We start from the raw sequence: 14371 nt of genomic DNA on the forward strand, positions 1-14371 counted from the left end.
ATCTGAAGTAACTCCATAAGTACCCACCGGGAATGTGCAGACCAAGCACGTCAAAACGCTGTATCACGTCCCCCCGGACATTGATGCCTTGGAAGCTCGTATCGATCAGTCGATCACAGCTAAGGACGAGCAACCGGAACTCCTGCGGGGCTTTCCCAAAGCGGCTGGACTTTGGATGAGGGTATTATAGAATAACGCTAAGCTCGTGTCTCACCGTTAGGGTCGTGAGAGATGTTCAATATTGAGCTCACCAGATCTGTGTCGGTCTAACAGGGGCTTCGAAACTCAGTGGATGCTTGACTATAATATGAACTGTTTGAGGTGCTTGTCCTCGTTGGACCTTCATCTTACAAAAATAAATAACACCCGACAGAGGGGACGAATTCGTTCTATTCGTCGTCGACAGTCGATTTGATCGCTTGGAGTTGGTCGACAAGGTCGTCGGTTGACGCCTGTGATTCAAAGGTCAGTTCACCCTCGTGTTCGTTCTCGTGAACGTTAACGCCTTGGGTGTCGTCAGTATTCATTTCCTGATTTTTCTGCTCGGATTCATCGTAGCTTCCAAATCCCATATCTAACGAGGGTGGCGAGACGGACTAAAAACACCCGATTCGTTACTACTGTGATTGATCGGTCAGTCAGTGCTCAGAGCGGACGAACGAATCACCAACACCCGACAGCGTGCTTGTCGATGGGGTCCTTGCGCCGGGAGCGTGACACGGCGTCAATCCCAAAACTTCGGCACCGTCGCATCAACCTGATATCCCGCTCCTTGGTTACTGTCAGAGATGAGCGTTCGTCGATCGCCATCCATCGACAGTGGACCCATAACGTTCGTGAGCAAAATCTCTCGGGTTTCGGTCCGGTAGAGTTCGTACCATTCGTCCCCGTCGACGCTCGCGAGAACGACTGAATCCTCTGCGGTGTCGTGCATGGGTGAGTAGCCAAACGGCATGAGACAGAGTTCACGGCCCGACTCTACGTCCTCTCGAATGTGCCATCGACGACGAGCGTACATCTCCATCGTGTCATCGTTAGGATTCGTCTTTATCTGCACGTGTGGCCGAACCAGATCGCCCGCCCCGTCTGGCTCGTCGTCAGGTCCCTCACGTTCCCAACGGATGATACCCTCCGGGGCCCCATCCGTACCGAAAGCAACACAGTCCTTGAACGCCGCTATTTGTGTAATCATCGTCACACCACCGCGCTCGGTGAGTTCCTTCCAGGAGCTGCCGTGGTCATTGCTCCAGTAGATCTGTGAGTTTCCGTGATCACCGACAGCGACCCAGACCCGTTCGGCATACGGATCGTACTCCACGTCGTGAATATGGTTATTCGCGGCGTCCATATCGACCACCTCCGGTTCGAGCACCAACTCGAAGCTTTTCCCGCCGTCGGTTGAGATCAGCACCTCATTTGCATGGTTCCCGTTCTTGAAATCCGATCCCTCATAACAGGAGATAACCACGATGTTCTCGTGGACGGCGTGGCCCATGCTGTTGGAAGTTCGCCCCCAGTCGAATTCGTAGAGCGTTTCTGATCCGCTGAGATCTTCATTGAGTAGCTCCAGACGCCCTGTTGTCTCGTCGAAATGGCCGCCGATCCCGACGAGAATTCGACCGCTGTCGGGAACGATAACTGTTTCAACACGTTCATCCCCAAGCTTCGGGTCACCTTCGAACGAGTAGAGCGTTTCGGTCGTCTTCCACCAGTCGTCGCTGACTACCACCTCGGGACCATCGCGCCCGTACAGACGCCCGTCCTGATCGACCCAGACCGGTTGGCCCGCCTCTCGCTCGTTGCGAACATCGAGACTGTAGTGGGTGTACGGTCGGCCATCACCACCTTTCGGTTCTGGTTCCGTTTTTGGTTCTGTTTCCGATTCGTTCCCTGTGGGCTCCGTCTTCGTCGCGTTCTCGGGTTCGTCGTCCATCGAACAGCCTGCAAGCGTAACTCCCGTTCCTACTGTTGTGGCTGTTCGTTCGAGGAACCGTCTTCGATGCATAGAAAATATATAGTCTTCAGTGGAAAGTGCTTTCCTATTGACTACGAATGGCTGAACTAGATTGATATTGGTTGAAGAAAACTATAGTTCTAAACAATTTAGAAGTAATAAATATAAAATAAATACCAGATAACTATGTGGTGTTGAATAACACTACGTATACATTCAAAGTGGAATTTTTATCAACAAATTTCACATAGAATAGATGTCCTATACGAGCTGAGCGAGCAAACGTTTACGGACTATGAGCAGGCACGGGAGTACAGTCATGCACGCGATGAACGCATAGACGATACTGAGTCCAGTTACTATCCCAAACCGCCGTAGCGGTGGTGACAACGCTAGTGCTAGCACTCCGAAGCCAGCGGCTGTCGTTACTGCGCTTCCGAGCAACGCGCCGCCGGTTCCTGTGAGTGCTGCCGTCAATGTATCAGTAAGTGTACTGTGACGAGCACGTTCGTCAACGAATCGTTCGCTGACGTGAATGCTGTAATCCACGCCGAGCCCGATCGCCAAACTCGTGATAACGACAGTCTCGCTGTTGAACGGGATGTCGAAGACAGCCATCGTTCCAAGCAACCATGCGAGGGCAATGACCACTGGGATGAGCGTTACCACCCCCAGTCCCGGCGCACGGTAGCGCCACCAGTACAATCCGACGAGAAGAACAAGGATGACGCCAAGCGTGATAGCGAACCCTTCGATGAGGGTTTCGAACAGTCCACTCTGAACGACTGCAGTGATAACCGGACCGCCCGTCGCAACCGCTGTTACCGGTGCAGTTCCTTCGATCGACGCCGCGACAGCCCGGACATCGCCCGCGACCGACTGAGCAGAGGCGTTGCCCTGCACGCCGACGATCAGGCGTGCGGATTCGTACGAGCCATTGTCCGTCCTGTAGAGCACCGAAGCGGCTCGGTCGGGAGCGGTTTCGTACACGAGATCATACACTGCCTCGACGTCCCTGTCTGGGAGACCGTCACCGTCCGTGTCGCGTCTTTCGATCGCGGTGGCGACCGTCTGATTTTCGGCGGCGACGCTCCGGATAACGGACGCCGGACTCTCGATCGCAGCGCGACCATCGTTCCTAACGACGATCGTCCCATCGCGGTCTATGTCCTGTGTCGCGTCGGCGGCGGTGAGCACCGTCGGCGCAGTCACGTCGCCACGTATCAGTATCTGTCCCTCCGCGTTCTGTCCCCGTTGGCGGAAGTTATCACTCAGATAGTTGAGGTTTTCACTCGCCTCGTAGTTGCCGGGTGCGAACGGTTCTGGGAGCGAATCCATCCATTCCGGCGCGTCCTGTGGGATGAAATCGGCCTGATTGAACTCCGTATCGATACCGGCCGCCCCATAGACACCAGCGGAGGCGAGCAACACCGAAACCACGAGGACGACAACAGGGACACGCTGGACGAGCGTCGAAACGCCCGAGAGAACACGGTTCAACCATCCTGAACCGACGCCGACAGCGGGATTGTGCCGGTCACGGCCACGGCGCTCGAACACCCGTTCGAGTTCGAGTTTGAGAGCCGGAACGAGTGCACCAAAAACGAGAAAGATGGCAACGATGCCGACGCCGCTCAGGACAGCGAAATCCTGAATCGATTGCAGTGGGCTGGTGTAGTTCGAGAAAAAGCCAACGGCCGTTGAGAACGCAGCGGTCGCCAGCGCGAGCACAACACCGTCGATCCCGATACGCATCGCAGACGTTGGATCTCGTCGATCGATCGATTCGTCGCTGTCAAGCACGCCGTCTCGTGCCTCCCGATAGCGCATGACAACATGTAACGAGTAGTCGATACTGAGACCGATGAGCAAGAACGGTACGGCGATGAGCGTCGAGTTCGACGGTATTCCGAGCCATCCCTGTACACCACTGTACCAGACCATCACGACGCCGATCCCAGCGACGCTCACGAGCACGTCCATGAGATCTCGGTAGGCGATGGTGAGAACAACGAGAAGGAGGACGATCGCAACAGGGGTGATAATGATGAACGTATCACCGATCGCCTGTGAGGATTCCGCATCGATGATACCTTGTCCGAACACGAACGCGTCGGTAAAGTGCTTCTCGACCAGCGAATCGATCGCAACCTGAGCGTCGTTCACCGCCTGGGAAGTGGTGTTCGTCTCACTCGGACTCTGCTGAAAAACGAGCGTTGTTCTGGCCTCGGCAGTGGTCGTTCCTGGCGTATACTCCGTTGACAGGAACTCGGTTGGATCGCTACCCGATACGGTGCCGTTCGAGTCGAGAATGCGACTGAGATACGTTTCGACTTGCGTATCGGAACTGGTTTCGAGGGCTGTGATCTGCTGATCGAGCGTCGGTGACGACCGCTGGCGCTGCTCTGTAGCTGTTGTAGAACTGTTCTCGACGTTCGGCGTGGGTGCCTTGTTGGTTTGCTCGCGAGCGTACGCGACGTTTGCAACCGCGTTCTCGATGCCGATTACTCCTGTTTCGGTCCGAAGCGTCGCGTTAATAGAGCCGTTTTCACGGAGTTCCTTCTGCAGACGGAGACTTCGTAGTAACGACTCTCGTGTGAGTGTGTTACCACCTTCATCCCTGACGACGATTTGTGCAACGACAGCGTCATCGGTTTTGTACGTCGAATCGATCTGATCGAGTGCTGTCTGTTCCGACGAATCGATACCAGCCTGACCGATCTGCCCGTCTTCAGTTGTGCCGACGACAGCACCAGCACCGACAACAGTGGTAACAACTAGCAATAGAGCGAGTATCAGTTTACTGTGTGATGTGAGTAGCGCCGCGTACCGAGACGTGAACTTCCGGCTCATCAGTCACTGTCACCCCTCCGGTTGCGACATCGATTACTGCGTTCGGTCGTCTGTCGGAAAATCCGGTTCATACCCGTTCTCCGAGTGTGACTAATAAGGCGTAATGGACGATTCCCAAGACGTGGGGCAACTGGATATTACGCTACGGTTCTCGTCACATCGTGTTCGTGATGTTACACCCGATTTCTACGTTTCATAGAGTCCAACAATCATCACAATGAATCCGACGGAGATTATTACACTTTCGAGAAGCATTCCAATCGTGACTGATGCGCCGCCAATGTGGTGGAAGACGCCGACGAGAAACGTTCCGAGTGTGATAATCGCCAACCCGACGGCAAAATACTGGAGGCCTGCGATTCGAGTGCGACTGTAGGCTCTATACGCCATCAAGGAGACGATTCCTCCCAGGGTAAGTGCGGTGAGCTTAACGATGAGGAGCAAGCCAACGAGTAGGTCCATTATGATTCCTCTTTCATTGCTGACCAAAACGTAGCTAGTCGTTCTTCTGCGTCCCTCTCTCGACGCATAACTCTCATTGTGAACTCACCAGAATCGTCGAGACCGATCGAGATCTCCGTAAAGTCTCGTTCGTACAGCGTGGCGTTTGGGCCGTCCCGCCGAACTTCCGTATACTCTCTAACGAGAGCAGCTTCGCGAAGTAGTTCGAGCTTCCGGTACACAGTCGAATTAGACATACTACATTCATCAGAGAGTTGTCCAGCGGATTTTGGGTCGTCTAATTGTGTAAGTATCGTTCGACACTTGGTGTCGTCAAGCGATTCCAACACCGCTGGGAGGTCGGCATCGTCCCCTTCGCTCGATAGTAATTGGACTACTTCTGTCGATGCGTCTACCAAATCAGTCGACGGAATCAGTGATAGCCGGTTCGAACCAACGTGTTCTCCATCCATATCAAAAGTAATATAAGTACATGTCGTTTTGAGTGTCTGTACAGATCATCTCTCGAAGTATTCGCCCCTTATGACGGAGCGAATATAGGAATCACGATCAGTCCCACGCCTTGGGAACGGGGTAACCCCGGTCTCTGTGTGGCTTCTGGTTGGCTACTAAGACGGAGCAACGTTCCCTTACCCGAAGCACTCCGTTATTCGTCATCAATCGTTCAATCGGAATTAATATTTGGGTTCACTGCTGCGTCGCAATTAGCCTACAAATTACGATGGTACGTGCCGATGTTAGTGAGATACGTTGTAATATTGGGAGACCGATCGTGAACGGAGTTCCGGTCCTCGGTACCAAGGGGCAGTCGACTCTCAGTATCGTTCGGTTGCTTGGGAGACGCGATATCTGCGTCGCAACCTGAACGAATCAACGACGCTCCATCCGATCTCGGTCAGTGCAGCTGTCCTATTTGGGTTCTTTCACCACCGACCAGCGCGGTTCAAGATGGACCGGACGATCAAACACGACACACAAAGACGACAATGACAAACATAATCTGGATCACGATCGAGAGCACTCGGGCGGACCACACGTCACTCCACAGCTACGATCGAGACACGACGCCGAATCTCCAGCGAATCGCTGACTTGGATGGCGGTCGATCGTTTTCAACGTGTATCAGTCACGGGATATGGACGCGTTCGTCGAGCGCATCGATCCTCACCGGAACGTGGCCCTCCCGTCACAGGGCAGGGATGGACAGCGAACGAATACCCACCGAACTGATGACTGTTCCTGAACTGTTACGAGAGGAGGGATACCACACTGCTGCGATGTCTCCGAATGCCAATCTAAGCTCAGGGACGGGTCTTGACCGTGGATTCACCGATTTCATGTGGATCGACAAGTCTACTCTTCTCGATGATATGAGCAAGGCTACTCTTCTCAAATATCTCTTTAACATCAGAACCCACGGCGGTGGACTAACCAGAGATACGTGGCGACACAACACAGGGTACATGATGCTGGACATGACCAAGCGGTGGCTTCGGTCGTTTCTGCACTCGACTGAGCCGTTCTTTCTGTACTTGCACTTCGGTGATCCACACCACCCGTATTATCCACCGCTGCCGATACTGAAGCGTGAGACCGCACGTCTCGGCCTCTCTCCGAAAGAAGCGGAAGAAATCGCTCTCCACCACCACTCCCATATCGACGAACTCGTTGCCCAGGGATGCCCGTACACCGAAGAGGAGTGGAGAGCACTCACGGCGTTGTACGACGGGGGTATTGAATACGCTGATAAGATCATCGGTGAACTCTTCGACTACGCCTCAGCACTGAACCTCGACAACACCGTTTTCGTCATCACAGCTGACCACGGCGAGTCGCTGGGAGAACAGAACCTTCTCGGTCACAAAATCGGCGTGCATGACGGCCTTATCCACGTTCCGCTCATCGTGTACGGTTCGGAAGAGATGCTGGACTACGCGGGAGAGACGATACAGCATATCGATGTCATGAAGACCCTCCTTGAGTCGATTGGCTCCGATACCAGCCAGTTACAAGGTATCGACCTCAGAAATGAGACGCGAACTCACACGATCACACAGCGCGGCCCGTGTCGACGCCAAAGGACCCTCGACGCCTACCGGGAATTCAATCCTGATTTCGATGTTTCGCGGTATCTCCCTGGGATGCTCACCGCCATTCGAACAACGAAATTCAAATATCTGAAGGGTGAAAATGACTCCAGACTTTACCGGTTACCAGACGAGAACACCGATGTAGCCGCTTACTATGACAATGTGACTCAACAATTTGATGAGAAGCTAACTCGATGGTGGGAGCACAGCGGAAAGCCGATCACTGATTCCGAACCAATCGACAGCGCATTCACGGAAGCGCTGCGCGAACAACTTACCGATCTCGGCTACTTCGTCGAATGAGGCTATGGCCGTGACTCGCTTTCAGCCGCTCCAAAAATCGGTGGGATTCGTACCGTGAGTACTGTCAGTGCTGTCTCCCGCGAACCGGCGAAAAAGTTGGCCGCTGTCCATAGTGTGTTACTGCTGTGCTATTTCCAGCGAGCATCACAAGCCACACAAACAGTGGCCGGTGTATGCGGTTACTCTACGCAGGGAAACACACGCCGCAACACTATCCTAACAACTCATATTTACACATATTTAGGAAGACAGTGTAACGTGCGGATTTCACAGCTGAAGACTAACTGATAGGAGATTCTCTCATCCTCACTGTGCACGCTGTCCACGGTAACATTGTAACGCCACTGTCGTATTCATTTGATTTTAACACACATGGTAATCGTGCGATCTATGCTAATATACCAAAGATACGTTATAATCATCGACAGTTAAATGGAAGCTACGTATCAACAGACATTGTTTACACAATACGAATAATGTATTACTGTGATCGATTTCCCGGAAACCCTACTAGCCGAGTCGTACGCATCTGTACACGGATAGACTGGGACGCTGTTTCGGGCGATTATTAACTCGCCCGAAGGTTTATGTTTCTAGTACTGAGATTTCACTTCATGTCTGCATCCTCTGAGGAGCAGTTGCCTCGGCCGAGAGATCTTTGTGTGGAGTACGAAGCGGAACCGATCAACGTTGACCCGACGACACCGCCGCGATTCTCCTGGCAAGTTGAAACGAATCACCGCGATGTTCGCCAGACCGCATATCGCGTCATCATCGGCCGGGAAGAAGAAACCGTAGCAGAAGGCCGCGGCGATCTCTGGGACTCCGGCCGCGTTGACTCATCAGCGGCGACGGGCGTGCGCTATGGTGGACCGTCCCTCGCGTCGAATGAAACGTACCACTGGTCAGTAAAGGTCTGGACCGATACGAGCGAGACGGACTGGGCAGCACCGGTTCCGTTCTCAACGGCGCTCGAACCCGAGGAGTGGCGGGGTGAGTGGATCGCTCACCAGCCCGGAGCTGGTGATGTTGACGGCTGGCGCAGCCAGTGGCAAGATTCGAAATCAGCGAGCGAGGAGTGGGTGCAGGTCGATCTGGGCGACATCCGGGACGTTTCCGAGATCACGCTCCACCCCGCCAATCCTATCTCTATCGTTCGGACACCCGACACTGTGCCTGTCACAATGTCGTGGTCTGACAACCCCCTCGCGGAGTTTGGATTTCCGGACGCCTACCGCGTCGAAGTGGCAGACGATCCTGATTTCGCGGCGGCAACCGTTGTCGCTGAGTACACAGCTGAGTCTGCGCCAAAGCTGGACGACCCAGCGGGGCAACCTGACGACAGCGTTGCCCCGCGAACCCACGACGGGTTCGACGCACGCGGACGGTACGTCCGCGTCACCGCAACCGATCTCTCCTCAGTTCAACCAGCCGCGAGGTCGATATCGAGCGTTCGGGATGTCGACCGGTGTGTCGAATCGATCGATGCGTACGCGTGTTTTGCTCTCGCTGCGCTCACTGTCCGGGCCGATGACGGGACGAACCTCACGCCCGGTGATATCGAGACATCATCGTCTGTTGAGACGGACACGTGGAGTCGTGACTACCTGATTGACGGTGGTACCGAGTCTCAGCTGGCGTCTTCTTCACCGCTGCTCAGGAATGAATTCTCGATCGAGAAGCCCGTCCGTTCAGCGCGAATCCACGTCGCTGCGGTGGGGTACGGGGAACTGTACGTCAACGGCGAGCGCATCAGCAATCGACAGCTCGACCCTGCGTGGACGGATTATGAGCGCCGTGTTCTGTACGCGACACACGACATCTCGGACCAACTCCGAGAGGGTTCGAACGCGCTTGGGTTGTGGCTCGGTCGTGGTTGGTTCGCTAAACGCAGCTCCTACTGGCTCTCCGACGGCTCACCGCGCGGCCGCGCAACCCTGACGATCGAATTCGAGGACGGGACGACCCGAACCCGGTCGACAGACGGCAACTGGCTGGCGACTGGGAGTCCGTTGCTCGAAAACGACATCTACGATGGCGAGCACTACGACGCCCGGCGGGAAGCGAGTGGATGGAGCGAGTCAGATTTCGATGACAGGGACTGGGACCCAGCGAGCGTCGTCGATGGTCCTGGCGGAACGCTCCGACCGGAGCGGATCCAGCCGATGCAGGTGGTCGACACCTTCGATGTCGTCGAGGCCTCCGACCGCGAGGACCTCTCCGAGCGCGAGGTGCCCGACCGCGAGGACGGTCCAATCGTCGACTTCGGACAGAATCTCACCGGATGGGTGGAGATCGAGATCGACGGCGCGGACGCAGGGGATGAGATACGGCTTCGTCACGCGGAGGCGCTCACCGCCGACGGTGAACTCTCCACCACGGATTTGCGGAGCGCCGACGCGACCGACACGTACGTCGCCCGCGGTGACGGAACCGAGACGTACGAACCCCAGTTCACGTATCACGGCTTCCGATACGCCCAGATATCGGGCTACCCGGGTGAGTTCGATCCTGACGCAGTGACAGCGAAGGTCGTCCACACAGCCATGGAACCACGGGGCGAATTCGCCTGTTCGAACGATGATCTGAACCAGGTCCAGCACAACGCGGTATGGGGATTACGTGGTAATACCCACTCGATTCCGGAGGACTGCCCCCAACGTGACGAACGCTTCGGTTGGACCGGCGACGCCCACATTTCGACCCGGGCGCTGCTGTTCAACTTCGACGCGGTCCGGTTTGACGAGAAGTGGGCGCGCGACCACGACGACGCTGCGTCCGAGATGGGGTACGTCCCAGACGTTATTCCGAACAAAGCTGCTGAGACCCCCGCTGATCCAACGTGGTCGATCACGCGCGTGATGGTGCCGTGGTATCTCTACAAACACGACGGCGACATCGGCGTCCTCAGAGAGCAGTATGAGGGGATGCGGGCGTACGTCGAGTACTGGCTCTCAGTTGCGGACAACGGTATCCTCCCCGATACATACGGGAAGTACGGTGACTGGCTCGCGTTCGAGAACACCGAGGGACGTCGCGGACTTCCACACGACCTCTACAACACAGCGTTTCTCTACCAAGTCACCGACACGTTCTCGAAGATCGCCGCCGTTCTCGGGAACGAGACGGACGCCGACGCCTACCGCCACCGGGCCGACGTGATCGCCGCTGCGTTTAACGACCGCTTTTTCGACGCCGACGCGGGCGTGTATGGCCCAGGAACGCAGTCGTCGTACGCCGTCCCGCTGTTTCTCGGAATGGTTCCAGAGGGAGACACCGAACTCGTCGCTGAAAACCTCGCTGCGACAGTACGGGCAGACGGCAGCAAGCTTCAGACTGGCTTTCTCGGGACACGGCCGCTTATCCATACGCTCGCGGCCCACGGCTACACGGAACTCGCCTACGAGGTTGTGAGCCAGCCCGACCAGCCCGGTTGGGTGTACATGGCTCGCAACGGTGCGACGACACTGTGGGAGCGCTGGAACGCCGACGAAAGCGTCGGCTCCGGAATGAACTCGCTTAATCACTCACCGTTCACGCACGTTTCTGAGTTCTTCTATGCGGTGTTAGCGGGCATCCAAGTAGCGGATGCGCCTATGACCGAACACGTCACGATCGCTCCTGCTCTGGTCAACGATCTTGACTGGGTGGACGCGAGCGTCGAGACGCCGAACGGAACCCTCGCGGTCGCGTGGGACCGAGATGGAGACGAATACCGACTCAGCACGACAATCCCGTGGAACACGTCTGCGACGATCAGACTGCCCGAGGCCGCCGATGCGACTGTAGCGGAGTCTGGAACGAAACTCCACGGGCGCACCGATGGGTCCCTCTCGGGCCTCCGTACTATCAACCGAGACGCCGGCGACGTAGTCCTCGAAGTCGGATCTGGTACGTACGAATTCGAGGTTGTATAGTTGGGATCTCCTTCGTCGCTTGATCCGACGAGTGTTTAGATCGTTTCTCCTACAGGTGGTCTCCGATCAACGGGCGTCTCCTGCCCGCCGAATGAAGTACACCCCAGTGAGCACGTATATCCCTCCGCTGATCCCATTGATGAGCACCGGATCCCATGGCGTATCAGCTGGCATTTCTGTGATCAGTGGCGTCACCAGAACGAGCACACCCATTATGAAGATGACTGAGCCAGCAAACAGTTCGACCGGAAGGTCGTATTCGTTTTGGTCGGACGCTTTGCTGGTCTGATCGTCGGTAGCCGATACATCTGGGGTCGTTGTCTGTGGGTTATTATCCATTGGAATCACCTAGAAGATAACAGCTGCACCGATGAACGTCAGCACGGCGAGCGCCGTTGTTACCACCGATGCTCGTTTCACTACTGGTGAAATGGTTGTCATGTTTTCGTTTCGGACTGATGAGAGGAATTCCGTCGGGGTTTCCCCGTCGCTCGGGGACGTGAACGCGCTCACGACGCCCACCACCGCCATAATCGTGGTGAGTGAATACAGGGATCTGATGTACGTTGCGTCGTGACCGAGTTTGACCCCGAGATACACGCTAAATGTTAGGCCGAACACAATCCCAGCCAGCGCGCCAGTGGTCGTCGCCCCGTCCCACAGCCCGCCGACGATCGCAACCGCAGCGAACGTGGGCATGATCGTCACCAACAACGATTGCGCAACCAAGTACATTGAATCTTGCAGCGAGAAGTAATACGCCATGCTGATCGATATCAGGACGAACAGAACGCCCGCGACGTGGCTGACTGTAACATAATGTTCGGCTGCCCGATCGGGGGCAACGTGTTGCCGGTAAATACGCTCTGTGAGCAACGTCTGAAAGTTGTTGAGCTGTGAGTCGACACTGGATAGAACGCCAGCGAGTAGCCCGACGATCACCACCCCATAGAGACCGGGCGGGATGATCTCACGAATCAGTACCGGCATTGCTTGGTCAGACACCGCGAGATTCGGGTAGAGCGCTGCTGCAGCAACCCCTGGGAGCAAGATGAACAGCGGTACTAATACTGCGTACCAGATGCCGGTGTACAGAAATCCGAGCTGTGCAGATTCCGCACTCTCGGCTGCCAACGGTCGCTGTAGGATCTGTGATTCTGCACCCCAATACGCGATCGATTGGGCGATAAAACCCATGTACAGTAGCGCCACAGCGACCGGACCGCCAAACGGGAAGTCAGCTATGAGGGGATGGTTCGACGGCGTCATCGTTCCCTGATACGATTCGATGCCCTCGATGAGTCCTGCTATTCCCCCGACCAGATCCAGCGTCATCGGCAAGATCAGGGCAAGCGGGATGAACATAAGGACGAACTGGATCGTGTCGGAGCCGGCAACCGCGCCGAAGCCCCCGAGCAGCGTGTAGGTCGTTCCGATGATCACCACGACGCCAATCGAGAGCCATAGATCCCATCCCAACAGCGTGTTCAACACGAGTGATCCCGCGTAGATGTACAATCCCATGTTGATGACCATCCAGACGAACGTCCAGATGAAATCGTACGCGTCACCGACCGGACTTCCGAACCGTTCGTTGAGCCACTCACCCAGCGAGAAAGCCCGAATCTCACGGATGAAAGGAATGATCGCAATCGTCCCGACGACGATACCGATCGCGGTCGAGATCGGGGTCATGAGCGCAATGACCCCGAACGAATAGGCGAATCCAGCCATTCCGATGAAATCGTTTGCGTTCAAATTCGTTGCGACCGTGGAAAACGCTTGTATCCACGGTGGAAGTGACCGATCTGCTAAGAACGTGCTCGCGGAATCGACCGTGTTTCGGCGCATGTACGCGCCGAAAACGACGATTGACAGCACGAACGTTACAATTGCTATCCACTCCGTTACAACGAGTGTTGGTGAACCTGCTGTCTCCATGTTACAGTGAAACAATTGCACATGATTTTCTTATAGCTTATCATCCACGTATGAATTCACACGTAGGCGTTGTGCAGCCGACTGTGTCCGGTATCGCCGGACGCGTACTAAAGGAGCGTATGGCCTGTTATAGCTGCTGTACGAAGACATATTCTAGAATACCGTTCGTGTCTTGTGTCCGGCGATACCGATACACCTCCGTTTTCGTTGTTCGATGCTAGGGCAGGACAGTTAGTCCTTCGAACTACCATTGCCATATTAATAAATTAAAATACATGTAGTTATTAAATATAATTCGACAGGCCACGAAAATATTTGTACGATAGCATTGGACAACTCGAATGTGATGTCGGGACAGTAATGCAACCATCAGTAGCAGGAGTTCTGTTGGATCAAGAGGTTACACTGGAGACATATTACAACAGTACGACTGTAATCTCACATCCGATCGACCTGCTCAAGATCCGTGGCTGTTACAATCCTATCAATTTTATTTCCATACTATAACCGTTGTTGTATTCAATACAATATTATGTTCTATCCCTTTGATTGATTTCTCAGACAAATTTGATACATCTCCCACAGTGGTAGCTCCGAGATGTCCTATACGGATGCCTCCTGTGTATCTGATCATTGACGCGTGCCGTCCTCTGATGACACGGACAAGAAATTAGCGCATCTATTTTTCCTTTTTCTATAGTTGTTCGTGTCAATATTCATTTTTGTAGCATTCTATATCAGAATATATAGGTTTTTCAACCAATAATACAAAAATAGGTAACACAAACTGTCCCATAAGTCACCCACGTGTTAGCATTCAATACTATCCGTCATCTCCGGACAGGTGAACA

At 54.7% G+C, this 14371-nt stretch carries 9 protein-coding genes; 2 read left to right on the forward strand and 7 right to left on the reverse strand.

Going from position 1 to position 14371, the window contains the following annotated elements; all coding sequences use genetic code 11:
* Positions 1–389 precede the first annotated feature (389 nt).
* The 5 genes from EIK79_RS06660 to EIK79_RS06680 form a co-directional block, all read right to left on the reverse strand.
* Positions 390–572 carry a DUF5786 family protein gene (locus EIK79_RS06660; protein WP_124954346.1) on the reverse strand — a complete coding sequence of 61 codons (183 nt, stop codon included), beginning with the start codon at positions 570–572 and terminating at the stop codon, positions 390–392.
* A 152-nt stretch (positions 573–724) separates the two neighbouring features.
* Positions 725–2005: a beta propeller repeat protein gene (locus EIK79_RS06665; protein WP_124954347.1), complete on the reverse strand. Its 1281-nt coding sequence runs from the start codon at positions 2003–2005 to the stop codon at positions 725–727.
* 210 nt (positions 2006–2215) lie between these two features.
* The gene (locus EIK79_RS06670; RefSeq protein ID WP_124954348.1) at positions 2216–4807 is read right to left on the reverse strand and encodes an efflux RND transporter permease subunit; all 2592 of its coding nucleotides are present in this window, start codon (positions 4805–4807) and stop codon (positions 2216–2218) included.
* Between the two features lie 186 nt (positions 4808–4993).
* Positions 4994–5269, reverse strand: coding sequence for a DUF7521 family protein (locus EIK79_RS06675; RefSeq protein WP_124954349.1), 276 nt, complete (start codon positions 5267–5269; stop codon positions 4994–4996).
* The gene (locus tag EIK79_RS06680) at positions 5269–5721 is read right to left on the reverse strand and encodes a winged helix-turn-helix domain-containing protein (protein WP_124954350.1); all 453 of its coding nucleotides are present in this window, start codon (positions 5719–5721) and stop codon (positions 5269–5271) included. The genes EIK79_RS06675 and EIK79_RS06680 overlap by 1 nt, the downstream gene beginning before the upstream one ends.
* 534 nt (positions 5722–6255) lie before the next feature.
* Here EIK79_RS06680 and EIK79_RS06685 point away from each other — a divergent pair.
* Together EIK79_RS06685 and EIK79_RS06690 are read left to right on the forward strand one after the other, a co-directional pair.
* Positions 6256–7662: a sulfatase gene (locus EIK79_RS06685; RefSeq protein ID WP_124954351.1), complete on the forward strand. Its 1407-nt coding sequence runs from the start codon at positions 6256–6258 to the stop codon at positions 7660–7662.
* A 614-nt stretch (positions 7663–8276) separates the two neighbouring features.
* On the forward strand, positions 8277–11579 hold the full coding sequence (locus EIK79_RS06690; RefSeq protein ID WP_124954352.1) for an alpha-L-rhamnosidase: 3303 nt from the start codon (positions 8277–8279) through the stop codon (positions 11577–11579).
* A gap of 66 nt (positions 11580–11645) precedes the next feature.
* Here EIK79_RS06690 and EIK79_RS06695 read toward each other — a convergent pair whose 3' ends face one another.
* Both EIK79_RS06695 and EIK79_RS06700 read right to left on the reverse strand, forming a co-directional pair.
* Positions 11646–11918, reverse strand: coding sequence for a hypothetical protein (locus EIK79_RS06695; protein ID WP_124954353.1), 273 nt, complete (start codon positions 11916–11918; stop codon positions 11646–11648).
* A 9-nt stretch (positions 11919–11927) separates the two neighbouring features.
* Positions 11928–13520, reverse strand: a complete 1593-nt coding sequence (locus tag EIK79_RS06700) for a sodium:solute symporter family transporter (protein WP_124954354.1) — start codon at positions 13518–13520, stop codon at positions 11928–11930.
* Positions 13521–14371 lie beyond the last annotated feature (851 nt).

This window comes from Halocatena pleomorpha, from assembly GCF_003862495.1.
GTDB classification, from domain to species: Archaea; Halobacteriota; Halobacteria; order Halobacteriales; family Haloarculaceae; genus Halocatena; species Halocatena pleomorpha.

Coding starts and splice junctions, on each gene's coding strand:
- EIK79_RS06660 (WP_124954346.1), bottom strand. CDS start 572: ATGGGATTTGGAAGCTACGATGAATCCGAGCAGAAAAATCAGGAAATG.
- EIK79_RS06665 (WP_124954347.1), bottom strand. CDS start 2,005: ATGCATCGAAGACGGTTCCTCGAACGAACAGCCACAACAGTAGGAACG.
- EIK79_RS06670 (WP_124954348.1), bottom strand. CDS start 4,807: ATGAGCCGGAAGTTCACGTCTCGGTACGCGGCGCTACTCACATCACAC.
- EIK79_RS06675 (WP_124954349.1), bottom strand. CDS start 5,269: ATGGACCTACTCGTTGGCTTGCTCCTCATCGTTAAGCTCACCGCACTT.
- EIK79_RS06680 (WP_124954350.1), bottom strand. CDS start 5,721: ATGGATGGAGAACACGTTGGTTCGAACCGGCTATCACTGATTCCGTCG.
- EIK79_RS06685 (WP_124954351.1), top strand. CDS start 6,256: ATGACAAACATAATCTGGATCACGATCGAGAGCACTCGGGCGGACCAC.
- EIK79_RS06690 (WP_124954352.1), top strand. CDS start 8,277: ATGTCTGCATCCTCTGAGGAGCAGTTGCCTCGGCCGAGAGATCTTTGT.
- EIK79_RS06695 (WP_124954353.1), bottom strand. CDS start 11,918: ATGGATAATAACCCACAGACAACGACCCCAGATGTATCGGCTACCGAC.
- EIK79_RS06700 (WP_124954354.1), bottom strand. CDS start 13,520: ATGGAGACAGCAGGTTCACCAACACTCGTTGTAACGGAGTGGATAGCA.